This window comes from Couchioplanes caeruleus (genome assembly GCF_003751945.1).
In the GTDB taxonomy this organism is placed as follows: Bacteria; Actinomycetota; Actinomycetes; order Mycobacteriales; family Micromonosporaceae; genus Actinoplanes; species Actinoplanes caeruleus.
On record NZ_RJKL01000001.1, the window covers coordinates 648,706 to 673,072 of the forward strand.

At 72.0% G+C, this 24,367-nt stretch carries 15 protein-coding genes; 9 read left to right on the forward strand and 6 right to left on the reverse strand.

Going from position 1 to position 24,367, the window contains the following annotated elements; genetic code table 11:
- The first annotated feature begins 59 nt into the window (after window positions 1-59).
- Complete coding sequence (locus EDD30_RS03145) at window positions 60-1,025, forward strand: NAD(P)/FAD-dependent oxidoreductase (RefSeq protein ID WP_071805280.1); 966 nt, start codon at window positions 60-62, stop codon at window positions 1,023-1,025.
- Between the two features lie 27 nt (window positions 1,026-1,052).
- On the opposite strand, the gene EDD30_RS03150 is transcribed toward EDD30_RS03145, so the two are convergent.
- Together EDD30_RS03150 and EDD30_RS03155 are read right to left on the reverse strand one after the other, a co-directional pair.
- Window positions 1,053-5,003 carry a HAMP domain-containing protein gene (locus tag EDD30_RS03150; RefSeq protein ID WP_084556382.1) on the reverse strand — a complete coding sequence of 1,317 codons (3,951 nt, stop codon included), beginning with the start codon at window positions 5,001-5,003 and terminating at the stop codon, window positions 1,053-1,055.
- 136 nt (window positions 5,004-5,139) lie between these two features.
- Window positions 5,140-6,132, reverse strand: a complete 993-nt coding sequence (locus EDD30_RS03155; RefSeq protein ID WP_071805289.1) for a Ppx/GppA family phosphatase — start codon at window positions 6,130-6,132, stop codon at window positions 5,140-5,142.
- A gap of 199 nt (window positions 6,133-6,331) precedes the next feature.
- On the opposite strand from EDD30_RS03155, the gene ctaD reads away from it, so the two are divergent.
- From ctaD to EDD30_RS03180, 5 genes are all read left to right on the forward strand, one after another.
- Complete coding sequence (gene ctaD, locus EDD30_RS03160) at window positions 6,332-8,083, forward strand: aa3-type cytochrome oxidase subunit I (protein WP_071805275.1); 1,752 nt, start codon at window positions 6,332-6,334, stop codon at window positions 8,081-8,083.
- Between the two features lie 387 nt (window positions 8,084-8,470).
- Window positions 8,471-10,066: a glycosyltransferase family 2 protein gene (locus EDD30_RS03165; protein ID WP_084556381.1), complete on the forward strand. Its 1,596-nt coding sequence runs from the start codon at window positions 8,471-8,473 to the stop codon at window positions 10,064-10,066.
- A 46-nt stretch (window positions 10,067-10,112) separates the two neighbouring features.
- Window positions 10,113-10,931 (forward strand): HlyD family secretion protein, encoded by an 819-nt coding sequence (locus tag EDD30_RS03170; RefSeq protein ID WP_084556380.1) that lies wholly within the window; start codon window positions 10,113-10,115, stop codon window positions 10,929-10,931.
- Complete coding sequence (locus EDD30_RS03175) at window positions 10,928-13,234, forward strand: glycosyl hydrolase (protein ID WP_170208244.1); 2,307 nt, start codon at window positions 10,928-10,930, stop codon at window positions 13,232-13,234. Before EDD30_RS03170 ends, EDD30_RS03175 begins: the two co-directional genes overlap by 4 nt.
- A 237-nt stretch (window positions 13,235-13,471) precedes the next feature.
- On the forward strand, window positions 13,472-16,309 hold the full coding sequence (locus EDD30_RS03180; protein ID WP_071806558.1) for a helix-turn-helix transcriptional regulator: 2,838 nt from the start codon (window positions 13,472-13,474) through the stop codon (window positions 16,307-16,309).
- A gap of 30 nt (window positions 16,310-16,339) precedes the next feature.
- On the opposite strand, the gene EDD30_RS03185 is transcribed toward EDD30_RS03180, so the two are convergent.
- On the reverse strand, window positions 16,340-17,458 hold the full coding sequence (locus EDD30_RS03185; RefSeq protein ID WP_143162761.1) for a hypothetical protein: 1,119 nt from the start codon (window positions 17,456-17,458) through the stop codon (window positions 16,340-16,342).
- 183 nt (window positions 17,459-17,641) lie between these two features.
- On the opposite strand from EDD30_RS03185, the gene EDD30_RS03190 reads away from it, so the two are divergent.
- Window positions 17,642-19,063 carry a GGDEF domain-containing protein gene (locus EDD30_RS03190; RefSeq protein WP_071806556.1) on the forward strand — a complete coding sequence of 474 codons (1,422 nt, stop codon included), beginning with the start codon at window positions 17,642-17,644 and terminating at the stop codon, window positions 19,061-19,063.
- A gap of 79 nt (window positions 19,064-19,142) precedes the next feature.
- Complete coding sequence (locus EDD30_RS03195; RefSeq protein WP_071806555.1) at window positions 19,143-19,709, forward strand: DM13 domain-containing protein; 567 nt, start codon at window positions 19,143-19,145, stop codon at window positions 19,707-19,709.
- 8 nt (window positions 19,710-19,717) lie between these two features.
- Here the strand turns inward: EDD30_RS03195 and EDD30_RS03200 are convergent, their stop codons facing one another.
- The 3 genes from EDD30_RS03200 to EDD30_RS03210 form a co-directional block, all read right to left on the reverse strand.
- Window positions 19,718-21,220 (reverse strand): hypothetical protein, encoded by a 1,503-nt coding sequence (locus tag EDD30_RS03200; protein ID WP_244945093.1) that lies wholly within the window; start codon window positions 21,218-21,220, stop codon window positions 19,718-19,720.
- A gap of 61 nt (window positions 21,221-21,281) precedes the next feature.
- Window positions 21,282-22,160, reverse strand: coding sequence for a glutamate ABC transporter substrate-binding protein (locus EDD30_RS03205; protein WP_071806554.1), 879 nt, complete (start codon window positions 22,158-22,160; stop codon window positions 21,282-21,284).
- A gap of 678 nt (window positions 22,161-22,838) precedes the next feature.
- The gene (locus EDD30_RS03210) at window positions 22,839-23,480 is read right to left on the reverse strand and encodes a maleylpyruvate isomerase family mycothiol-dependent enzyme (RefSeq protein WP_071806553.1); all 642 of its coding nucleotides are present in this window, start codon (window positions 23,478-23,480) and stop codon (window positions 22,839-22,841) included.
- 52 nt (window positions 23,481-23,532) lie between these two features.
- Here EDD30_RS03210 and EDD30_RS03215 point away from each other — a divergent pair, with 52 nt between their 5' ends.
- A complete protein-coding gene (locus EDD30_RS03215) occupies window positions 23,533-24,273 on the forward strand; it encodes a winged helix-turn-helix transcriptional regulator (protein WP_071806552.1) in 741 nt (246 codons plus the stop codon).
- Window positions 24,274-24,367: the final 94 nt, after the last annotated feature.

Sequence of the window (24,367 nt, forward strand, 5' to 3'; positions counted from 1 at the left end):
GTGCGAGGGCAGCCGCCCGGGGCCTTTTCCGTCCCGCGCCGCGGCCGTACGGTCGGGGCATGCAGCGGGTGGACGTGGCGATCGTCGGTGCCGGCCCGACGGGGTTGTTCGGGGCGTATTATGCGGGTTTCCGCGGCCTGTCGGTCACGCTCATCGATGCGTTGCCCGAGGCGGGAGGGCAGGTGTCCGCCCTCTACCCGGAGAAGATGATCTTCGATGTCGCCGGCTTCCCGGCCATCCGCGGCCGGGATCTGGTGGCGGGCCTGGTCACGCAGGCCGCCCAGTTCCATCCGGAATACCGCCTCGGCGTGCGCGCCCTGGGACTGGAGTACGAGAACGGGCAGCCGATCGTCAGCCTCTCCGACGGCGAGCGGGTGGAATGCGGCGCGCTGCTGATCACCGCAGGCATGGGCAGCTTCTCCCCGCGCCCCCTACCGGCGGCACAGGACTTCACCGGTGACGGGGTGCGCTACTTCGTGCCGCGCCTCGCCGACCTCGCCGGGCACGACGTGGTCATCGTCGGCGGCGGCGACTCGGCGTTCGACTGGGCGGCGGCGTTGCACCCCATCGCCCGGTCGGTGACGCTGGTGCACCGCCGCGACCGGTTCCGGGCGCACGCGGGCAGCGTCGCGCAGGTCCGCGCGCAGGGCACGGAGATCATCGTCAACGCCGAGGTGCGGCACATCCTGGGCGACGGCCGGGTCACCGGCGTCCAGGTGGCGGCGGGTGGCGAGACGCGGTCCCTGCCGGCGGACACCGTGGTCGCGGCGCTCGGCTTCACCGCCGACCTCGGCGCCCTCGCCCACTGGGGGCTGCGGCTCGACCACCGGCACGTCGTGGTCGATTCCACCATGGCGACCAACCTGCCGCGCGTCTTCGCCGCCGGCGACATCAGCGAATACCCAGGCAAGGTACGGCTGATCGCGGTCGGCTTCGGCGAGGCGGCCACCGCGGTCAACAACGCCGCGGTGGTCATCGACCCATCGGCGCATCTCTTCCCCGGCCACTCCTCCGACCAGGGCTGAGGAACCGGCCAGGCCCAGGGAAGCCCGTCATTGCGGGTCCGCGAGCCACCGGTCGATGCAGGCGAGCAGGTCCTCGGCGTCGACCGGCTTGGTCACGTAGTCGCTGGCTCCGGAGCTGAGGCTCTTCTCCCGGTCACCCTGCATGGCCTTGGCGGTGACCGCGATGATGGGCAGGTCGGCGTACTCGGGCATGGCCCGGATCGCGGCGGTCGCGGTGTACCCGTCCATCTCCGGCATCATGACGTCCATCAGGATGAGGTCGACGTCGTTCTGCTGGGCCAGGATCTCGATGCCCTTGCGGCCGTTCTCCGCGTAGAGGACCTCCATGCCGTGCAGCTCGAGGATGTTGGTGAGGGCGAAGACGTTGCGGGCGTCGTCGTCCACCACCAGCACCTTGCGGCCGTCCAGCTTGGCGGGGATCTCCTCCGCGACGACGACCTCGGGCTCCGCCTCCGGGCGCGGCATGATGGGCCCGGCGACGTCCACCGACAGATGCAGGGTGATGCGCTCGCGCAGCTCGTCGAGGCTCGGCAGCAGTTCCAGCGGCCGGGTGTGCGACAGCGCCTGCAGCAGCGTCTCCTGGCCGGAGGCCAGCCTGTGCCCCTGGTACGCCAGCACCGGGACGTGCCGCAGGGCGGAGTCCTCGTGCAGTGCCCGCAGGAACGCGGAGCCGGTGTCGGCCGGCATGGCGAGGTCGAGCACCACGGCGTGGCAGGGTTCGGCCCGCAGGTCGGCGATCGCGCTCTCCGGATCCACCGCGGTGGACACCTGGACCGGGCCGTGGGTGCGCGCCACGGCGGCCGCCGCGCCCTCCGCCAGCAGGGTCAGCAGCCCGTTCGCGTGGCTCTCCACGACCAGCAGCCGGCGGGTGTGCTCCCCGCCGTGCGGGCGCGGGCGGATGAAGACGTCGGCTGCCGGCGTCTCGTCGGCGGTGGCGGCCACCACGGGGCCCACGTGGGTCGCCGGGAGGTAGAGCGTGAAGGTGCTGCCCTGGCCCAGGACGCTGTGGGCGCTGATCTCGCCGCCGAGCAGATGGGCGATCTCCCGGCTGATCGACAGGCCGAGGCCGGTGCCGCCGTAGCGCCGGCTGGTCGTGCCGTCGGCCTGCTGGAACGCGTCGAAGATGGCGCTGAGCTGCTGCTCGGCGATGCCGATGCCGGTGTCGACGACCCGGAACGCGAGCACCGAGCCGTACGCGGCGAGCTGCGGCGACAGCTCGTCGGCCGGGGCCAGGTCGATGCTCAGCCGGACGCTGCCCTGCTCGGTGAACTTCACCGCGTTGGAGAGCAGGTTGCGCAGGATCTGGCGCAGCCGCTGCTCGTCGGTGAACAGGCCGGTGGGCACGTCGCCGCCGGTGGAGACCTCGAAGGCGAGACCGCGCGCGGTGGTCAGCGGGCGGAACGTCGCCTCCACGTAGTCCACCAGGACCTGCAGGTTGAACGCCTCCGGGGTGATGTCCATCTTGCCGGCCTCCACCTTGGACAGGTCGAGGATGTCGTTGATGAGCTGGAGCAGGTCGGTGCCGGCGGAGTGGATGACGCCGGCGTACTCCACCTGCTTGGCGGTGAGGTTGCGGGTCGGGTTCTGGGCCAGCAGTTGGGCCAGGATCAGCAGGGAGTTGAGCGGGGTCCGCAGCTCGTGGCTCATGTTCGCCAGGAACTCCGACTTGTACTTCGAGGCGAGCGCGAGCTGCTGGGCCCGGGCCTCGAGCTCCTGGCGCGCCTGCTCGATCTCGGAGTTCTTGGTCTCGATGTCGTGGTTCTGCCGGGCCAGCAGCGTCGCCTTGTCCTCCAGCTCGGCGTTGGAGCGCTGCAGCTCCTCCGAGCGGGCCTGCAGCTCCTCCGAGCGGGCCCGCAGCTCGGCGGCGAGCCGCTGCGACTCGGTGAGCAGCACATCGGTACGCGCGTTCGCCACGATCGTGTTGACGTTGACGCCGATGGCCTCCATGAGCTGGTCGAGGAAGTCACGGTGCACGTCGGTGAAGGCGGCCATGGAGGCCAGCTCGATGACGCCGAGCACCTGGTCCTCGACGACGATGGGCAGGACCACCAGTTGCAGCGGTACGGCCGAGCCGAGGCTGGACGAGACCGTGAAGTACCCGGCGGGCACGTCGTTGACGACGATGGGCCGCTTGGCGACCGCGGCCTGCCCGACCAGCGACTCGCCGAGCGCGAAGCGTCCGCCCGCGCTCTGGTGCCCGTAGCTGCCGATCACCCGCAGCTCCGCGCCGCCGGTGCTCTCGTCCACCAGCAGGAAGGTGCCGAGCTGCGCATTGACCAGCGGGGCGAGCTCGTTCATCACCAGGGTGGCCACGACCTCGAGGTCGCGGTGGCCCTGCATCAGGCTGGAGATGCGGGCCAGGTTCGTCTTGAGCCAGTCCTGCTCCTGGTTGGCCCGGGTGGTCTCGCGCAGCGACTGCACCATGAAGTTGATGTTGTCCTTGAGCTCGGCCACCTCCCCCGAGGCGTCCACGGTGATCGAACGGGTCAGGTCGCCGGTGGCCACGGCGCTGGTCACCTCGGCGATGGCGCGTACCTGGCGGGTGAGGTTGCCGGCCAGCTCGTTGACGTTCTCGGTCAGCCGCTTCCACGTGCCGGAGACGCCCTCGACCTCGGCCTGGCCGCCGAGGCGGCCCTCGCTGCCCACCTCGCGCGCCACCCGGGTGACCTCAGCGGCGAAGCTGGAGAGCTGGTCGACCATCGTGTTGATGGTCGTCTTGAGCTCGAGGATCTCGCCGCGCGCGTCGACGTCGATCTTGCGGGTGAGGTCGCCCTGCGCCACCGCGGTCGTCACCTGGGCGATGTTGCGGACCTGCCCGGTGAGGTTGTTGGCCATGGAGTTGACGTTGTCCGTCAGGTCCTTCCAGGTGCCGGCCACGTTGGGCACCCGGGCCTGGCCGCCGAGCTGGCCCTCGGTGCCGACCTCGCGCGCCACCCGGGTCACCTCGTCGGCGAACGACGACAACTGGTCCACCATCGTGTTGATCGTGTTCTTCAGCTCGAGGATCTCGCCGCGGGCGTCGACGGTGATCTTCTGCGACAGGTCGCCGCGCGCCACCGCCGTGGCGACCTGCGCGATGCTGCGCACCTGGCCGGTCAGGTTGCCGGCCATGGAGTTGACCGAGTCGGTCAGGTCGCGCCAGGTGCCCGCCACCCCGCTGACCTGCGCCTGCCCGCCGAGCCGCCCGTCCGTGCCGACCTCGCGGGCCACGCGGGTCACCTCGTCGGCGAACGACGACAACTGGTCCACCATCGTGTTGATGGTGCTCTTGAGCTCGAGGATCTCGCCGCGGGCGTCGACGGTGATCTTCTGCGACAGGTCGCCGCGCGCCACCGCCGTCGTCACCTGGGCGATGTTGCGCACCTGGTTGGTGAGGTTGCCGGCCATGAAGTTCACCGAGTCGGTCAGGTCCCGCCAGGTGCCCGCCACCCCGCTGACCTGCGCCTGCCCGCCGAGGCGGCCCTCGCTGCCCACCTCGCGCGCCACCCGGGTCACCTCGTCGGCGAACGACGACAACTGATCCACCATCGTGTTGATCGTGTTCTTCAGCTCGAGGATCTCGCCGCGCACGTCGACGGTGATCTTCTGCGAGAGGTCGCCGGTGGCCACCGCCGTGGCGACCTGCGCGATGTCGCGGACCTGGTCGGTCAGGTTGCCGGCCATGGCGTTGACGGAGTCGGTCAGGTCCTTCCAGGTGCCCGATACGCCGGGAACCTCCGCCTGGCCGCCGAGCTGCCCCTCGGTGCCGACCTCCCGGGCCACGCGGGTCACCTCGGAGGTGAACAGGGACAACTGGTCGACCATGCCGTTGAACACCGTCGCGATCTCCGCGAGCAGTCCGTCGCCGTCCTGCGGCAACCGGGTACGGAAGTCGCCGTCGCGGACGGCGGTCAGCCCGGCCAGCAGCCCGCGCAGATCGGGGTCGGCAACGACACCGCCCGGCACCTGACGCTGCCGCACGGTTGTGTACTCAGTCACCGTATATGTCCCCTTTGCCCCTTCGCCGCGTCCTCGGGGATGGACGTGACGACCGGCCGCCAGTATGCACCGGATAAAGATCGAGTAGTCGGACAGCGAATGCGGCACACCCCCGTACGGTGGTGTCAGATCACGGTCAGTGCCTTGCGCCGGCCTCCGCCGCAGGCGGCATCGGCCACCTCCGCCAGGTCACTCCGGCCGGCTCCGGCGGGCTGGACTCGAGGCGGCGCAGCAGGATGCCCTCGCGCAGCCCCCAGGGGCAGATGCGGACCGCCGGGACGTCGAGCCCGCGCATCACCTCGTACCCGACGACGGCACCGGCGAGGATCTGTCCGGCCCGGTGCGCCGACACCCCGGGCAGCCGCTGCCGGTCCGCGGCGGCGATGGCGGCGAGGCGGTCGATCCACGGCCGCAGCGCCTGGCGCCGCAGCTCCCGGGCGACGAACGGCCCGCGCCGCAGCGGCGGCGACCCGGTGAGGCGCGCCAACTGCTGGAACGTCTTGGAGGCGGCGACGGCGGTGCGCGGCGACTCCCACGAGCCGCGGGCCGCGATCTCGCGTACCCGCTCGCGGACGTGCCGGCGCAGGTGGTGGACCGAGCGCGCGGACGGCGGGTCGCCGTCGCGCAGGAACTCCCGGGTCAGCCGGCCGGCACCCAGCGGCAGCGACAGCGCGGAGTCCGGCAGCCGGTCCCGCCCGAAGGCCACCTCGAGGGTGCCGCCGCCGATGTCGAGCAGCAGCATCGGCCCGGCGCTCCATCCCAGCCAGCGGCGCGCCGCAAGGAAGGTGAGCTGCGCCTCCTCCAGCCCGGTGAGGGTGCCCAGCCGGATCCCGGTGTGCCGTTCCACCTCGTCCAGGACCCGCTCGCGGTTGGGTGCGTCCCGCACGGAGGCTGTCGCGTACGCGAAGTAACACTCCACCCGCGCCCGCCGCATCTCCTCGGCGGCCCGCGCCACGGCGTCGACCAGACGGCGGCAGCCGGAGCCCGCGACGGTGCCGTCCGGGGCGAGCCGCTCGGCCAGGCGGGTCCGCAGCTTCCAGGTGTGCGCCGGCAGCGGCAGCCCGCCGTCTGCCTCGGTCACCAGCAGGTTGACCGTGTTGGAACCGACGTCGAGCACCGCCTGTCGCATGACCCCGCCGCATCCGGCCGGCCACACCGGCCGGACCTCCCACCGCTCATCATCGCCGATCGTGGAACCACCCGTGCCGGACTCCCCGGTCCGGACCGGACGGTGATCACGACCGTCGATGATGGCTGATGCGCCCCCGGAGGCATCGGCGTAGCGTCAGGGACGGCCGCAGAGCTTTCCGCCGCCCCCGGAGGACGCCATGACCGCCGTCGAGCCGAAACCCGTCGTCGTCCAGCCCTGGCCAGTGCGCCGCCCGGTCCGGGGTTCCGCGCTGGCCCGTACGCTGCGGACCACGGACGCGAAGCAGATCGGGATCATGTACATGGTCACGTCCTTCGCCTTCTTCATGGTCGGCGGCCTGATGGCCCTGCTCATGCGCGCGGAGCTGGCCCGCCCCGGCATGCAACTGATGTCGCCGGAGCAGTACAACCAGATGTTCACGATGCACGGCACGATCATGCTGCTGTTCTTCGCGACGCCGATCGTGTTCGCCTTCGCGAACTTCGTCGTGCCGATCCAGATCGGCGCGCCCGACGTGGCGTTCCCGCGGCTCAACGCGTTCGCCTACTGGCTGTACCTGTTCGGCGGGATCATCGCCGTCGCCGCCTTCCTCACGCCGACCGGGGCGGCCGACTTCGGCTGGACCGGCTACACGCCGCTGAGCGACGACACCCACTCACCAGGGCTGGGCGGGAACATGTGGGTCGTCGGCCTGGCCCTGTCCGGGCTCGGCACCATTCTCGGCGGCGTCAACATGATCACGACGATCCTCACCCTGCGGGCGCCCGGCATGACCATGTTCCGGATGCCGATCATGACGTGGAACATCCTGGTCACCAGCGTCCTGGTGATCGCCATCTTCCCGTTCCTGGCCGCGACGCTGTTCGCCCTCGCCGCCGACCGCATCCTGGACGCGCAGGTCTTCGCGCCCGAGACCAACGGCCCGGTGCTGTGGCAGCACCTCTTCTGGTTCTTCGGCCACCCCGAGGTCTACGTGGTGGCGCTGCCGTTCTTCGGCATCATCACCGAGGTCATCCCGGTCTTCAGCCGCAAGCCGCTGTTCGGCTACAAGGGACTCGTCGGCGCGACGCTGCTGATCGCCATGCTGTCGTTCAGCGTGTGGGCGCACCACATGTTCGCCACCGGCCAGGTGCTGCTGCCGTTCTTCAGCTTCCTGAGCTTCCTGATCGCGGTGCCGACCGGCATGAAGTTCTTCGTCTGGATCGGCACGATGTGGCGCGGCCAGATCAGCTTCGAGTCACCGATGCTCTTCGCCCTCGGCTTCATGGTCACGTTCCTGCTCGGCGGGCTCACCGGTGTGCTGCTGGCCTCGCCGCCGGTCGACTTCCACGTCACCGACAGCTACTTCGTGGTCGCGCACTTCCACTACGTCCTGTTCGGCACGATCGTGTTCGCGGTGTTCGCCGGCGTGTACTTCTGGTTCCCCAAGATGTTCGGCCGAATGCTCGACGACCGCCTGGGCAGGATCCACTTCTGGCTGACCTTCGTCGGCTTCCACGTCACGTTCCTGGTGCAGCACTGGCTCGGCGCCGAGGGCTTCCCCCGCCGCTACGCCGACTACCAGACCGGCGACGGCTTCACGACGCTGAACATGGTCTCCACGGTGGGCTCGTTCGTGCTGGGCGCCTCGACGTTGCCGTTCCTCTACAACGTCTGGAAGTCGTACAAGGCCGGCCAGCTCGTCACGGTGGACGATCCCTGGGGTCACGGAAACTCCCTGGAGTGGGCGACGTCCTGCCCGCCGCCGCTGCGCAACTTCGACCGCATGCCGCGGATCCGCTCGGAGCGCCCGGCGTTCGACGCCAAGTACCCCGAGCTCGCCGCCGGGAAGCAGTCGGCCGCCGGCCCGCCGGAGGGCGGCGCCCGTCCGCTGAGCCACGAGTCGGATAGCGGTGCCCGCTATCAGGAAGACACCTCCGACGGCCAATGAGCCGAGCGGAATTTCAGTTGGCGCACATGACCAGTGCCAGCCAATAAGAAACGCTTGTGAGGGTCGTCACGCGGGCTCGGGTCACCGATAACCGAGCTTCTTCCGCCTGACCTGCGAGGGCGCCGTCCCACCGGGTAAAGAATGCGATGAACGACGGGTTTACGTGCGGATACAGCCTCGTTTCGAGGGCTGGTCGAAGGCAGTATCCGCATTCTGGACGTTCCGTTTGCCAATGACTGGCGTCTACCCCTAGCGTTTTTCCGGTGCCGCCCTGACGCCCTTGGCGCGACAGGACCGGCAGCGGTCCGACAACGACGACGGACGCCCGTGATCGCCATTGTTATGACAGCGAAACAAAACTGTCGGAAATCCCTGCAAGGGAGCACCATGCCGATCGCCGAACCGCAATCGCGCGCCGCCACCCGACGAGCCTGGCGGCCGCTGCAGCGGTCCACCCGGGTCGCCATCCTCGGGGCGCTGCTCGCGACCCTCTTCTACCAGACCTTCCTGCTGGACCCGCAGTATCGCGGGCCCGTCTGGCTGTGGACCGCGATGCTGCTGGCCGAGGGCCTGACGGCCGTGCACGCCATCGGCACGTGGTGGACCATCCTGGCCCACGACAACCGCGACGAACCCGCCGGCGTCACGGTGCGCCGCAACCGGCTGCGCGCCGGCGCCGAGGTGCCCGGCATCGACGTCTTCATCACCGCGTACGGGGAGGCGCCCGAGCTGGTCCGCACGACCCTGCGGGCCGCCCGCGACATGACGCTCGCGCACGCGACGTGGGTGCTCGACGACGGCGACAGTGACGTCCTGCGCGACATCTGCGCCGAGGAGGGGGTCGGTTATCTGCGCCGCGACGGCGGCCTGCACGCGAAGGCCGGCAACGTCAACGCCGCGCTCGCGCGCACCACCGGGGAGTACGTGGTGATCCTCGACGCCGACCATGTCCCGGAGCCGGCCTTCCTGCTCCAGATCCTGCCGCACTTCGAGGATCCCGACGTGGCGTTCGTGCAGTCGCCGCAGTCGTACACCAACCGCACGAATCTGGTCTCGACCGGAGCGGCGGAGGCTCAGCGGATCTTCTACGAGCTGGTGTGCCCGGGAAAGAACCACTTCAACGCCGCGTTCTGCGTCGGCACCAACGTCATGTTCCGGCGCGCCGCCCTGGACGAGATCGGCGGCATCGCCACCGGCAGCAACTCCGAGGACATCTGGACGTCGCTGGAACTGCACCGGCGCGGCTGGAAGTCCATCTACGTCCCGCAGGTGCTGGCCCGGGGGCTGGCGCCGGCGGACGTGACGTCGTACCTGAAACAGCAGATGCGCTGGGCCTGCGGCGGCTTCGAGGTCGTCCTGCGCGGCGGGCTGCTGCGACGCGGCGCCGGGCTGACCGTCGACCAGCGGCTGCAGTATCTCTTCGTGGGCACGCACTACCTGCTGTCGCTGGCGATGCTCACCTTCATGCTGTTCCCGGCGCTGTACCTGCTGTTCGCGCTGAGCCCGATCCGGGCCGACGGGGTCACGTGGGCCACGCACTACCTGCCGTTCCAGGTGATGGTCCTGGTCGTCACCTGGCTGCAGTCCGGCGGGTTCAAGGGCTCCGCCATCGTCACCAGCATCGGGGCCGCGCCGGTGCACGCCCGGGCGTTCTGGGCGACGCTGCGGCGGACGCGGGCCACCTGGAAGGCCACCAACCAGGCCGGCGCCGGCGCCCGATCGCTCTGGGTCGTGATGCCGCAGCTCGCCCTCGTGGTGCTCAACGTCGCCGGCATCGTCGTCGGCCTCGTCGTCATGGCCGACCCGGCGCCCACCTGGCTCTCCATCGCCTGGGCCACGATGATCGTGCTGATCCTCGGGCGGATCGTCATCGAGTCGGTCGCCGGTCGCGGAGGCGACGAACCGGACGCCCGCCCCGCCGGACCGGACGCCGTCCCCGGCTCCGAGCCCGCGGCGGTGAAGGACGTCGCGTCGGCCCACTGAACCACCGCCCATCGACCTGTTCCACTCGTTCAAAGGGATCACCGTCATGACCACTGTGGTCGAGCACGACCGTCTCCCCGACTCCTCTGGCGGGGCCGGACCGGACCGGACCGGACCGCCCGGACAGGCGCCGGACAGCGCCCGAGACACCTCCCCATCCCGGATGCCGGCCGTCCGGACCTTCGCCGTCACCGTCCTGATGCTGGCCGGCGCGGCCGTCGGCGGCACCTATGTGGCCAACCACCGCCTGGCCGCCGGCGCCGTCGTCACCCTCGACGAAGCCGCCCTGACCGCGGACGCGCTCCCGGTCGGCGCCACCGGCTCGGGCGTGGTGACCGAGATCCTGGTGACCGAGCAGACCCGGGTTGCCGCGGGCCAGGAGCTCGCCCGCGTGCGGCGCGCCGCGGACCGGTCGCCCACCGTCCCGCCGGTCGAGGTGCTGCGGGCGCCGTCGCCCGGGACCGTCTCCGACATCGAGGTCGCCGCCGGCGGCGTGGTGGGCGCCGGGGAGCCCGTGGTCACCCTGTACGACCACACCCGGCTGAGCTTCCACGCCAGGGCCACCGTGGAGCAGCTCCGCGAGCTGCGCCTGGGGATGACGGCGCAGATCAGCGGCCCCGGCCTGGCCCACCCGGTGCCGGCCGTCGTCGATCACGTCGAGGCCCGGGTGGGTCCCGACCCGCTCTCCGACGCCCCGCTCTCCGAGGAGCAGCGAGAGGCGCACGACCAGCTCACCGTCGTGCTGGTCCCGCGCACGGACGCCGTCGACCGGGTCGGCACGCTCGTACCGGGGCTGCGCTTCACGGCCGACATCGACACCGACACCGCGGTCGGCAGGACGCCCGCGGTCAACGGTGCCGGATGAGCGCCCGCCTCCGGCGGATCATGACCGCCGCATGTGTCGCCACGGCGGTGTCGCTCACCGCGGGTTGCTGGACCCGGGACGGCGCTGATCGTGTGCATCCCGAGCCTGCGCCGCCCGCTTACGGGGCGCTCACCGAGGGCGCCGCCACGACCCCGCTGGGACGCCCGGACCCGGGCGGCAAGGCCGTGCTGGCCGACGCCGCGGTGACCGGCGCGGCGCCGAAGACCGGACCGGTACGGGCCGGGCAACCGCTGGCCGGGCAGGCGCTGCCCACCAACCAGTGGTGGACCTCGGCCCTGACCGGCCGCCTGGAGCGCCCGCTCTGGGGTCGTCCACTGGCGATCGGCAGCACCGACACCGGCCTGGGAATCAGCTCCGCCGCCCCGACCGCGTCCGCGAACGCGGTGGTGACACCGTTCCAGCCGGCCCTGCACGCGGGCGGCGCCATCTCCGCGGTGACGGTCACCGGGTACGGCGCCTTCCACGTGGTGCTGCGGGCCGAGCTCCGCGACGGCGGCGCCATACAGATCACCCTGGTGCAGGGCAGCCCCGTGCTGTACCTCGATTTCGAGGGAGCGACGCCGTCGCTGACGGCGAGCGGGCCGGTGTCCCGGGTCGGCGGTGCCGGACCGCTGGCCCAGCTCACCGTCGCCGGTCAGCGCTGGGACGTCCAGGCCGAGGACGGCGCCGGCTGGCGCCAGGACGGCCAGCGGCTCACCGTGGACCGGCCCGGCCGGACCGCCATCGCGGTGGCCCGGGTGCCCGACCGGGTGGACGGCGACCGGTGGGCGCGGGCGCTGGCGGGCGCCGCCGGCGATCCGGTGATCCGGACGACCGCCTCGATGGCGTACGACGCCACCGCCGGCACCGTCACGCAGTCGCTGCGCGCGGAACGACGGACCGGCCGGCCGGGTGTGTGGGCACTGCTGCCGCACCACCAGGCCGGGCTGGTGCCCGGCGGCGACCTGGAACCGATCGCGGGCGGCTACCCCGACGCGCGCGGACCGCTGTCGGTGGCGCGGGCCACCACCGTCCGCGTCCGGGTGCCCATGCCGGGCCTGGTCACCGAGGCACCAGCAATCCCGTTGACGCGGCCGGCCCGCGCCGCCGTGCTCGCCGACCTGACCGCGGACCTCGCCCGCGATCCGGCCACCGCGAAGGGCGGCAGCTACTTCGGACTGAAGGAGCTGGGCCGCCTGGCCGTGATCGCGGAGGTGGCCAAGGGCATCGGCGCCCGGGCCCCGCAGGAGGCGGCCCTGCGCCGGCTGCGGGCCTCGCTGGTGGACTGGCTCACGTACCGCGGCCCCGGCGACGTGCGGTACTTCGCCTACGACCGGATGTGGGGCGGGCTCATCGCCGTGCCCGCGGAGTTCGGCAGCGGCGACTACAACGACCACCACTTCCAGTACGGCTACCTCGTCCGCGCGGCGGCGGTGCTGGCCGAGGCGGATCCGGCGTTCCTGCGGGACTACGGCGGCGCCGTAGCGCTCGTCGCCCGCGACTACAGCGGCACCCTGTCCGGCACCGGCGCCAACGGCTTCCCGGCGTTCCGCGCCTTCAACGCCTACCTCGGACACTCCGCCGCATCCGGATTCGCCCCCTTCGCCGACGGCAACAACCAGGAGTCGTCCAGCGAGGCGGTCGCCGCCTGGGAGGCGGTCACCCGCTGGGGCATCGTGTCCGGCGACGAGCAGCTCACCACGTACGGTGTCACGCATTACGCGCTCGAGGCCGCGACCGCCCGGCGCTACTGGCTCGGCGAGGTCGGGGAACGTCCGGCCGGCTACGCGCACACCGTCGCCGGCATCGTCTGGGACGCCAAGATCGACTATGCCACCTGGTTCGATCCCCGGCCGGAGTCGGTGCTGGGCATCCAGCTTCTGCCGCTCACCTTCGGTTCGCTGTACCGCGGCGACCCGGGACCGGCCGCGGCCCGCCAGCGGGAGCTCTCCCGCGACGTGGGCGGCGATCCCCGCGTGTGGGGAGACCTGTTCGCGGCCGACCTCGCGGTCGCGGATCCGGCGGCGGCCCGACGCCGGCTCACGGCGAAGCTGCCGAGGGAGGAGAGCACGAGCCGCGCCATGGTGCGGTACTGGGTGGAGATGCTGGCGACGTACGGTCCCCCGCAACCCGCCGTGGTGGCCGACGGCCCGTACGGACTGGCCTTCGGCACCGCCCAGCAGCCGCGCCTGCTCGCCGTCAACCCGACGGCAGCGCGACGGACGGTGACCTTCCGCCGCGACGGCGCGACCGTCGCGACCGTGGTCGTCGACCCCGGACAGAGCATCGTCCGTCAGCCGTGACGGCGGGTGCGGCGGGGCCCCTGACCCGCCGCACCCGCCCCCGGCACTCAGCTCCCCCGGCGTTGTTCCAGGAGTTGCGGATCTCGGTCACCCGGTCGCCGACCACCGGCCGTGCGCCGTTCGACTCCGGCGGAATTCTGGTGCGCCCGGTCACACCCCACCGCCGGCATACCGGCGTCCGTCGATGGATACGATCGCGGGCGCGGAGGGCGGCGGTCGGCCCGGCGAGGGGGGACGGTGCGGGACTCGTTGGCCGGGCGGGCCTCGGAGCTGGCGGTGCTGCGCGACGCGCTGGACCGGCGGTCCGGCGAGGCGGTGGTGGTCGGCATCTGCGGCGATCCCGGCATCGGCAAGACGCGGCTGCTCGGCGAGCTCGCCGCCGAGGCCCGCCGCCGGGGCTGCCCGGTCCTGGCCGGGCGCGCGGCCGAGTTCGAACGCGAAGTGCCCTTCGGCACGATCAGGAACGCACTGGCCGACCACGTCGACACCCGGTCGGCCGCTCCCGGCGCCGCCGACCTGCGGCTTCTGCGCACGGTGTTCCCGGCCCTGACCGCCGAACCGGAGGCCGCCGAGCCCGCGCTGCTGGCCACCGAGCGGTATCGCGTGCACCGGGCGGTGCGCGCCCTGCTGGAGGGCATCGCGGCCGAGCGCGGGCTGGTGCTCGTTCTCGACGATCTGCACTGGAGCGACGCGGGCTCGGTGGAGCTGCTCGACCACCTGCTGCGCCACCCACCCCGCGGCGGCGTGCTGCTCGCGCTCGCGTACCGGCCGCGGCAGGCTCCGGCCCGGCTCGGTCACGCGATGGCGGCGGCGGTGCGGCGCGGGCTGGCCACCGTCGTCACCGTCGGGCCGTTGTCGTTCGCCGAGGCGGCGCCGCTGCTGCCGGCGGGGGCGGGCCCGCGCCGGCGCCGGCAGTTGTACGACGCGAGCGCCGGCAACCCGTTCCATCTCGAACTGCTGGCCCGGGGCGCCGACCTCGACGGCACCGCGCCGCCGCCCGACGTCGCCTCGGCCATGGCCGGCGAGTTCGCGGCGCTCGACGCCGAACGCCGCCGAGTGCTGCACGCGGCCGCCGTGACCGGGGACGACGCCGATCCCGGCCTGCTGGCCGCCGTGGCGGAGCTGCCCTTGGGCGCCGTCCTCGCGGCGCTCGACGACCTCACCGCTAGGGACCTGGTGCGCCCGGCCGGCTTCGGCGGTGCCGTACGCTTCCGCCACCCGTTGCTGCGCAGCGCCGCCTACCACCACGCCGGCCCGGGCTGGCGGGTCGCGGCGCACGCCCGCGCCGCGGCCGAGCTGCGCCGCCGGGAGGCGCCCGTCGCGGATCAGGCGGTGCACGTGCACGCGTCCGCCGCCGTCGGTGACCTGGATGCGGTGCGGCTGCTGCGCACGGCGGCGGAGCAGGCCCTGCGGGTCACTCCGGCGGCCGCCGCCCACTGGCTGCACGCGGCGCTGTCCCTGCTCCCCCGCCAGGACGCGACCGTCGCCACCCGCATCGAGCTTCTGCACCTGCGCGCCGAGGCCCTCGGCATCACCGGCCGCCTCACCGAGGGCCGGGCCCTTCTGAACGAGCTCCTCGGCATGCTGCCGCCCGGGAGCGAGCCGCGGTCCCGGGTGATCAGCTTCCTGTGCTCGTTGCTTCACCTACTCGGCGATCACAAGGAGGCGCACGCCCTCGTGCTCCGCGAGCTGGAGGGCCTGCCGGAGCCCCGCGGCATGGCCGCCGGCACGCTGCGGGTCGCGCTGGCCCTGACCACCCTGATGACCGGGTCGGCCGGGGACGCCGCGGTCGCGGAGGCCATCGAGACCGCCCGGCACACCGGCAGCCGGCCCCTGCTCGCCGCCTCGCTCGGGGTCGGCGTGGCGGTCAGCCAGGCCTCCGGGAGCGGCCAGGAGAGCGCCGCCCGGCTGGACGAGGCGACCGCCATGGTCGACGCCATGCCCGACCACGAACTGGCCGAGCGCCTCGACGCCGCGCTGTTCCTCGGCTGGGGCGAGCTCTATCTCGAACGCTACGGCTCGGCGCAACGGCATCTGCGCCGGGCCCAGCGGGTCGCCCGGGCCACCGGCCAGAGCCACCTGATCGGCTCCTTGCAGACCCTCGAGGGCGTCGTGCTCTGCTGCACCGGCGATCTGCGCGAGGGTCTGCCGCTCCTCGACGACGCGCTGGAGTCCGAGACGCTGACCGGCGCCCGGGACGGGCGGGCCCGGGTACAGGGATACCGGTGCTGGGTCCTGGTCTGGACCGGCGACGTCGCGCAGGCGCTGGCCGCAGGCACCGAGGCGGAGACCCTCGCCGGCGGCCACCGCGACTGGCAGTCCGCCTCAGCGGACGGGATGCTCGGCTGGGCCCGGTACGCCGCCGGCGACGCCGAGGGCTGCCTGCAGCTCATGCTGACCGCCGGGCAGGGTGCGGATCTGCGCGCCGTACGGCCCCAATGGCGGCCTCGGTGGTTCGAGGTGCTCACCGCCGCGGCCGCCGCCACCGGCAACCGCCGCCTCGCGGCCGAGCTGGCCGCCGGGGCGGCCGAGCTGACCGCCGGGCCCGTCCTGCCCAGGCACGCCGGGATGATCGCGATGGCCCGGATGCACGCCGACCTGCACACCGAACCGCGCGCCGCGGCCGGCCACGCGGCCCGCGCGGCGGAGCTGTTCGCCCAGGCCGGAGACCGGCTCGGTGTGGCCCGGGCCCGGCTCTACCTCGGCGCGGCGCACCGGGACACGGCCGGCCCGGCCCGCGCCGGCCGGGAGATCGCGGCCGCCCAGGCCGAGTTCGCCCGGTGCGGCGCCCGGCCGCACTGGCTGGCCCGGATCACCGGCATCCCCCTCGATGCCGGGGACCCGGCGGAGCCGGCGGATCCGGGGACCCGCCGGCTCACCCCCCGAGAGCTGGACGTGCTGGCACTGCTCGCCGAGTCGCTGACCGCCGCCGCCATCGGCCGGCGGCTCGGCATCAGCGCCGGCACGGTCCACAAACATCTCTCCGCGCTGTACCGCAAGCTCGGCACCGGCGACCGCCTGGCGACCGTGCTGCGGGCCCGGGCGCTCGGCCTGCTGCCGGACGCCGGCGGCTGAACCCGCCGCTCAGCCGATCATCTCCGTGGCTCAGCCGATCACGAACGGGCCCACGTGGTGCAGCAGGAACGGCGCGTCGGCCAGCGTCCCGGCGGTGTTGTGGCACACCACGACGGCGACCTCGTCGGACTCGAACGACTCCACCTTGCAGCGCGCCCCGTTGCCGCCCACCGACGTCACGTTCACCGCGCCGCCGACCGAGGCCCAGCCGTAGTTCACCTCGTACCGGCCGGCACCGAGACGGGTGATGCCGCTGGTGCCGGAGAGGAATCGGTATGCCGCGGCGGGCTCGTAGGAGGCCACGGTCGGCTTGTTGGCGTACAGATACGACGTCGGGTGCCCGTCGGCGCTGCAACAGACGCCGTACCCGAAGATGTTGCCGTCCTTGACGAAGCTCATGGTGAAGCGGGAGTCCGCCGGGGCTCCGGCGGCGTTGTAGCACCGGACCTGGATGCGCTCGGCGGTCCCGGAGGCGGTCCAGTTCCAGGCCGTGCACCACTCCCCGCCGGTGCCGTACGCGGTCACCTGGACGTGCCCGCCCGTCGTGCCGATCCCGGGGGCGTTGACGGTGTAGACCCCGGGCTCGCCCGGCGACCGGGTGATCGTGTTGAGGGCGCCCGACGAGTTGTACTGGTAGTTCGCCGGCGGCGTGTACGAGGCGTTGGTGGGCTGGTTGGCAAAGACGTACGCCAGCGGCTTGCCGCCCGAACCCGACCGGTTGTTGTAGGTGAGGACGAACCGGCTGTCGGTGGGCGTGCCGCGGCGGTCCAGGCACCGCACCAGCACCCGCTGGTTGTCCCCGCTGGGCGCCCAGCTCTGCACCTTGCAGTAGGCCGTGTCGGAGCCGTACGCGGTCACCTGGACCGTGCCCGCCCGGGCGGCCTGGCCCGGCAGGTCGACCGAGTAGAGCCCGACGTCCAGGCCGCAGACCTCATTCCTGAACTGGAAGGGCGCCGACGAGTTCCACTGGCGCTCACCCGGCACGATGCACATCGCCGCGTCCGGCGTGTCGAGCCAGACGAACGCGGCCCCGTACGGGCCGGCGGCCTGGGCGGCGGAGGGCGTCAGCACGGCCGCGGCGGCGACGGCGACCACGGTCACGGCGCCGGCCAGGCGCCGCACCCAGGCTGACGGTGAACGGGAGCTCATGGGCACTCCTTCGAGCGGGTGACGGGACCACCGCAGTGTTGCGCCCACTGTCGCTTGCGGACATACCTAGTTCTGCCCATTGCGAGGCCCGGTCGGTTGGCGGACGGAAGTTTGTCGGTTGCCGTCCGGTGGCAGCCGCCCCCGGGCCCAGCGAAGACCGCGCCCGCGGCCGATGGCTTGGACATGACGCGCCGGCCGCTGTGGCTCTACCTGATCGCCGCCGTGCTCGCGGCCACGGTGTCCGCGGTCACGGCGACGACGCCCACGGGCGATCTGTGGTACTTCGGCGCGTACCTGATGGTCTGCGTGCTGGCCGTGGTCCTGGCCGCGCGCCGGCAGCGGGCCCGCGACCGCGTGCCGTGGCTGTGGGTCGCCGGCGGGCAGTTCCTCTGGCTGGCCGGAGACGCCGTCTACCCCGTCGGCATGCTGGTGGGGCGGCCGGGCGACGGCAGCGCCGAGGCGGTGCTGTGGACCGCGGGATACCTCGCGTACGGCATGGCGCTGACCACCATGGCGCGGCGGCGGGCCGGGCGCTGGCTGCGCCCGGCGGTGCTGGACATGCTCACCCTCGTCACGGCCGCGTCGATCATCGTCTGGGTGGTCTGGGTCTCGCCGTTCCTGCAGGACGCGGCCGCGGACCCGCTGTACGCCTACCTGACCGTCATGGGTCCCTTCGGCGACATCGTCATCCTCGGCGGCGTCCTGCTCGTCGTCTTCTCCCCCGGCACCCGCGGCGGCGCCACCGGCCTGCTGGTCGTCTCGGCGGTCCTGCGGATCGCCTCCGACCTGGGCATCTCCTTCATCCCGTCGGAGGGCCTCGCCACCATGGTGGCCACCGGCGTGATCCTGCTCAGCAACGCCGTCCTGGTGAGCGCCGCGCTGCACCCGAACAGCGGCGAGCTGACCGCGCCGGCGTACCGGGCGCCGACGGTCCACCCGGCGCGCCCGTGGTTCCTCGGCGTGGGTCTGCTGACCGCCCCCGCCATCCTGTTCCTGCGCGCCAACTACGCGCCCGTGGAGCGCAGCGTGCTGTTCGCGGCGACGATCGTGACGACGATGTTCGTCCTGGTCCGCTTCACCGCCGCCCTGCGCTCGCTCGAGCGCGTCGAACGCCAGCTCAGCTTCCAGGCCGCCCACGATCCGCTGACCGGCCTGCTCAACCGGGCCGCGCTCGGCGAGCGCCTCGAGGCGTCGCCGCCCGGCAGCACGCTGCTCTTCCTGGACCTCGACGGGTTCAAGGCGGTCAACGACCGGGCCGGGCACGCGGCCGGCGACGCCATTCTGTGCGCGGTGTCCGCCCGGCTGCGGGCCGCCGTCCGCGACTGCGACTCCGTGGCCCGGCTCGGCGGCGACGAGTTCGCGGTGGTGCTCCACGGCCTCGGCGACGCGGGTGCCGTCGCGGTCGCCGAACGCCTGCTGCGCGACGTCGCCCTGCCCGTCGAGCACGACGGGGCGGCGTACTCGGTCGGGGTCAGCATCGGCATCGCCGGCGGCATGCCGGACGACCCGGCCACGGGCTGGCGCCCGGCGACGCTGCTGCGCGCCGCGGACTCGGCGATGTACCAGGCCAAGCGCTCCGGCCGAGGCTGCTGGGCCTGGGCCTGAGGGCCTTGCGCCAAACCGTAAGAAGTTGGTAAGCAGTCCGGCCCTTCCCCCGGCGCCACCCGCCGGGTTGACTCGACTCGTGATCCGACGACTCCTCACCAAGCCCGTGACCTGGCTGGCCATCGCCCTGATCGCCGTCGGTGGCGCGGCCGGTCTGTACTGGTTCCAGCCCTGGCGGCTGTGGACGACCACGACGGTCATGGACCAGCTCTCCGCCGCGGCATCCCCCACGGCGCCTCCCCCTCCCGCCGCGGCATCCGCCACGGCGCCTCCCCCTCCCGTCGCGCCCGCCACCGGTCCGGTGATCATCCGGAAGGGCGCCTTCGTCACCCACGAGCACGAAACGACCGGCGCGGCGCGCCTCGTCCGCAAGGAGGACGGCGGTCACCAGCTCGAGCTCGCCGGCCTCGACACCTCGGACGGCCCCGACTTGCGCGTCTGGCTGACCGACCAGAAGGTCGGCACCGGCGTCGCCGCCTGGCGCGTATTCGACGACGGCCGCCACGTCGAACTGGGCCGCCTGAAAGGCAACCGCGGCGACCAGGTCTACCGTCTGCCGGACGACGTCGACCCGAAGGACTACCGCAGCGTCACCATCTGGTGCGCCCGCTTCGCCGTCTCCTTCGGCGCGGCCGCACTCCAGTGAGCACTCGATCAAGTCGGAGATGTGGAGGCGTCCTGCAGGATGTGATGGACCCGGTCGAGGGGAAGAGCGGGGTTGGCCGCCGCGTGTTCAGCCAGGTCCGGATCGTCGAGCAGCGCGATGATCCGGGTCTCCGGTAGGCGCGGGCAGGCGGCCATCGTCTGCCGCACGGTGATGTCCGGATCGGTGCACAGCCGCTCGACGAGTTCCGGGGCGGCGTGCGGGTCTCGGGCGACCAGCCGCCGTACGACCGGGTCGGTGTGGTCGGCGAATGCGGCCAGGCCCGCGGTCGGAAACTGGGGGAGTTCGGTGAACTGGTCGCGGCCGTGACCGTGGTACTCCAGGTAGCAGCGCAAGAGCAGGGCCGGTGGGGCGTCCGGATGGTGTCGGGCGAGCAGTACCCGCACGCCGAGGTCGAGATCGTCGGCCAGAACGGTCACCCATTCCGCGGGCAACTCGGGATGGCGGGCCGCGCGACGGCGTAGCAGCGGATTGACCGAACGAGCCCACCGCAACGCGTCGGCGAGCGAGGGTCGTCGCTCCCGGGAGTGGTAGTGGCCGTTACCGGGGACGGTGCTGACGTCGATGTCGATGCCGGCCCGCTGCTGCTCGGTGAGGCCCGGATGGACCGAGACCGCGGTGCGAACCTCGACGGCAGGATCGGCGGCGAGCTCGCGCAGTTGCTCGCGGCTCAGATCGGTGCGACCAGCGAGCCGGCGGCGTACCTCGGTGGCGGGGTGGCGCAGCAGCGCCTGCACCACGTCCGGTGGGGTGCTCGGGTTCGGAGCCACGAGGTACAGCGCCGCCTCATCGCCGCCGGCGACGACCTGGTCCACCAGTGCCCGGGACAGCGGTCGCTGGAGCACGGCCCAGAATCCATGGCAGTGATGATCGGGCAGGTCGGCCGGGCGCATGACCCGCAGGTCCTCTGCGAGGGCAGCCGTGACGGTCGCCCGGATCTCCGGGACCGGGTCGGTCATCAGTGCCTCGCGCGAGGATTCCTCGAGCATCTGCGGGGCTGCGGCGGCGTGCCGGCGCACCCGTGGGTCAGGGTGCGCGGCGGCCAGGCGGTAGAGGCGCTGGTCGTAGCGCATGGCCATCCATAGCTCACTGAACAGCTCCGCACCGGTGAACGCTGCTTCCGGGGCACCCTCTTCGATCCTTGTCAGCAGCGAGTTCAGCAGATCATCGGAGAGTGGCCGCTGCCCGGGACTGCCGAATGCGCGTACCGTCACCCGCCAGTCGGGGTCGGCCAGCAGCCGGCTGCGAATCTCGGGGTTGACCTGAGGATGCTGGGCCAGCGTGCCCCGGACCGCGAATGACCTGTGGTGCGCCATCGCGTCCTGCACCGGGCCCGGTAGGTCACGGCGGTCTTGCCATCCCCGGCAGGCCGGCACCGGCGCTACCTGCAGCAGGCGCAGCAGGACGTCGGGTGGTGCCGACGGGTTCCTCGCCAGCCCACGCACGAGCGCTGCCACCGACGATGATTGATCCACCGCGGTCTGCTTGATCATCGATCGCACTGTAGCGCCAGGGCGCATCCCCCGGTCCCGGTCAATGACGTGGGCGTCCGGGTCAGTATCGGTCGACCGTGGGGATCTCCGGGATGCCCGGGTCGTACTTGCCGGCCGTGTACTTCCACGCCCATCGGTACGAGCCATCCTTGAACGACGCCTCGAGGGTGTCGTTGATGAAGTTCCGGAAGTCCTTGTCGCCCTTCTTCACGCCGATGCCGTACGGCTCCTCGGTGAAGGCGGTGCCGGCGAACGCGAGCTCGTTCTCATTGGTCGCGATGAAGCCCATCAGGATGACGTTGTCGGTGGTGACGGCGTCGACCTTGTCGTCCTTCAGCGCGCTCACGCACTTCTGGTAGTTGTCGAAGAGCACGAGCTGCTTCGCCTTGTCCTTCAGGTATTTCTCGATGTTGACCGCCGGCGTGGAATTGGTCACGGAGCAGACCTTCTTCGTGCCGTCCTTGAAGGAGTCCGGCCCGGTGATGTCGGTGTTGTCGACCGTCACCATCAGCGTCTGGCCGGCGATGTAGTACGGCCCGGCGAAGTCGATGACCTGCTTGCGCTTGTCGGTGATCGTGTACGTCGCCACGACGATGTCGACCTTGTCCTGCTGGAGCACCTGCTCGCGGATGGACGACGGCGTCTCGACGTACTCGATCTTGTCCTCCGGGATGTCGAGGTGAGTCGCGATGATCTTCGCGATCTCGACATCGAAGCCCTTCGGCACGCCGCCGGCCTTCTTGAGCCCGAAGCCCGGCTGGTCGAACTTCGTGCCGACGCGCAGCTTCTGCGCCTCGTTGAGCTTCTGCATGGTCGAGCCGGCCGCGAAGCTCTTTCTCTCGTCGGTGGGACCGCTGTCGTCCCCGCCGCACGCGGCCGCGGCCAGCGCCAAGGCCAGCGCCCCAACCGCCGCGGTGGCTCGGGTCTTGCGCATCGTCATGCTCCTCGTGCTGAAACACCGATCCGATGGAATTGCTCGTGTAAGTCGATTTCGTCGAGAGAACTGTAAAGACCACGTCCTCGATGCGTCCTCGGCCAAACGGTGGATGGTACCCGGATCTCGCCTCGAGCCGCGTCCCGCCGGGAGCCGTAGCCGTATCTGGAATCCGGGCAACGAGGGAGGAAGTAGCATATAGGTGATCTTGGACGGGATTGCCGTCTGTGGCCATTGGCCTGACCGGCTGTCGCCGCGGCCGGGCGGTGGTACTCGTACCCCTGGCAGAGGTTTACGGGGATACGCCGGGTGACGTGCATGGTCGTCGGGTCGAAGGCCGTCGAGATCAACGAAGCGAAGGCCGTTCCGGTGCTGGATGACCACGTCCCCACCGGCCTCGCCGAGCATGCCGGCCGATGTTGTCAGGCCGGTTGGTCGCGGCCCTGCCATTCGCTGGATGGCGGTGTGGTGACGCCCGTCCGGCCGTTGTCACGGTGGAGGCGGCCCAGCCACCCCCGGCTCAGCTTCCCCACCTCCGACGTCGTCGACCATGGACATGTCGAGGACCGGGGATGTGGATCTGGGTGGGCGGCACGTGGTTCCAGCGCCCCGTCGAGCTGGGCGGATCCTCGGATGGGTCCTCGGGGGCGACGCGGCGCACTGTTCGGGGACCGCCGGCAGACGTCAGGAGGTGGCCCGCTCGGCGAGGGTTTCGGCTCCGGACCCGGCGAGCTCGCCGGGCCTCAGTGGGCGACCGGATACCGCGAGCAGGAGAGCGAGAGCCGGCCCGCGCACCTCTGGCCCAGAGCCGCTGTCGACCTGCGCGTCGGAGGCGGCGAGTCGCAGGCCGCGCGCGCGTTCCTTGCCGCCGCCCATCTTCACCGTCGTACGGAGTTGGTACTCCAACGCCTCCGCCACGCGATCGGTCGGATAGTCCCCCCGGAGCCCGACCGCCCGTCGGATGTCCTCCCCATGGACATAGGCCTCGACGAGGCGGGTCGCGATCGCCGCCGGCGGAGTGCTGGTACGCCTCACGACGCACTGCAGTGCGGCAAGGGTCTCGCTCGGGTCGTCGCACCGTTCACGCGCGACTCCGAGCGCGTTCTGACGGTCGAAGTCGAAGCGCGCGGCGATCATGTCTCGGAGGAAGCTGGCCCTCGTCGTCTTCGCGGAGTCGACCACGTGCGCCACCACGTCGTGGACGTCCCATCCGGCACAGGCGGTAGGGGCACCCCACTGCTCGGGCGCCAAAGTGTGGAGCTGACGGACAAGAGCCTCGCGCTCGTGGTGAACCGCGGCCCAGGTCGCGGCGTGTCGTCCAGGCATAGCACTACTGAATCAGTAGTAGCCGCTACCGCGCAAGTAGTAGGCTGATCCGGTGGCAACCCGAAGGACGTACGGCTCGTACAACGACGGCTGCGCCTCCGCCCACGCGCTGGACCTCATCGGGGAGCGTTGGGCCCTCGTCGTCGTGCGCGAACTGATACTGGGTCCCAAACGCTTCGGCGACCTCCAGCGCGACGTCCTGGGAATCGGCCCAGGGGTGCTCTCGCGCCGGCTGCAGGAGCTCGAAGAGTCCGGCATCGTCGTACGGCGCACCCTGCCCCGCCCCGCAGACGTCACCGTCTACGACCTCACCGAATGGGGGCGCGAACTGGAAGACATCAACGCGGCGCTGTCCCGGTGGGCCGTGCGCTCCGCTCGGCTGCCGATCGAGGCGGACATGAGCCCCGACACGCTCGTTCTCGCCATGCGCGCACATGCCCGCCCCGCACCGGCAGGAGAGCCGACCCGGACCGTCGGGTTAGGACTGTCGGACTCCCGCACCGACGGACACGAGCCGGTCGAGTACCTCGCCACCATCAGTCCGAACGGCACCACGGTCGCGAAGCAGCCGATCCCCCACGACGTCGACGCGCGAGTCCGGGCGACGACCCTCGCCTGGAAGGCCGTCGTCATCGGCGGGGCTCCGATCACGAGCGGGGCAGCCGTCGCCGTCGCAGGCGACACCGCAGCGGTCCACGCCCTGGTCGAGGCCACCACACTGCAAGCCCCTGCTGGCCAACCGGGCCGGGAAAGCCGGCAGCCCGCCCGGCCACCACGGACACCGCAGGCGTGACCGGCCTGTCGTCCACCGCCGGCCCATGCGGCGACCCGGCGCCGTGTTCGAACCGCCGCAGCAAAGGGGGGATCTCGACACGGATGCCCGCTTT